1 protein-coding gene is annotated in these 382 nt (G+C 65.2%); it reads left to right on the top strand.

Going from position 1 to position 382, the window contains the following annotated elements; translation table 11 throughout:
• Positions 1-136: 136 nt before the first annotated feature.
• The coding region (locus FJV41_RS53390) for a hypothetical protein (protein ID WP_220138090.1) at positions 137-382 on the top strand (246 nt) is incomplete at its 3' end.

Genomic DNA, 382 nt, shown 5'->3' on the forward strand with positions numbered 1-382 from the left:
GATCAGCACCCCGCTGAGCGCCGAACCGTCCGCAGAGAAAGCTGCAGGCACAAGCAACCGCTTCGTTACCCGCCCAGGGACAGGCGGCGTAAAGCCTGTGCGCGCTGCGGCGCCAGTGTCCCTCCCCGAGGGCCCGTTGGGCAGAGCGCCTGCGGACATCAGCAGAACCATCGGCGACGCGCAACGCGCTGGTGGCCAGCCGCTCGATGTCTACCAGAAGGAAATCAACCTTCCTGGGCTGAAGAAGGACGATCCCTCCACGCGTCCTACGGTTCTCCACACGCGCAACGGCGTCAACGAAATCGTTCGGCTGTCCAGCCGTCTCCCGAACCGGATCGCCACCCCGTTCAAAGATCCGCGGGTGGTGGGAGATGTGCCAGAC

It is taken from the genome of Myxococcus llanfairpwllgwyngyllgogerychwyrndrobwllllantysiliogogogochensis (assembly GCF_006636215.1).
GTDB lineage: Bacteria > Myxococcota > Myxococcia > Myxococcales > Myxococcaceae > Myxococcus > Myxococcus llanfairpwllgwyngyllgogerychwyrndrobwllllantysiliogogogochensis.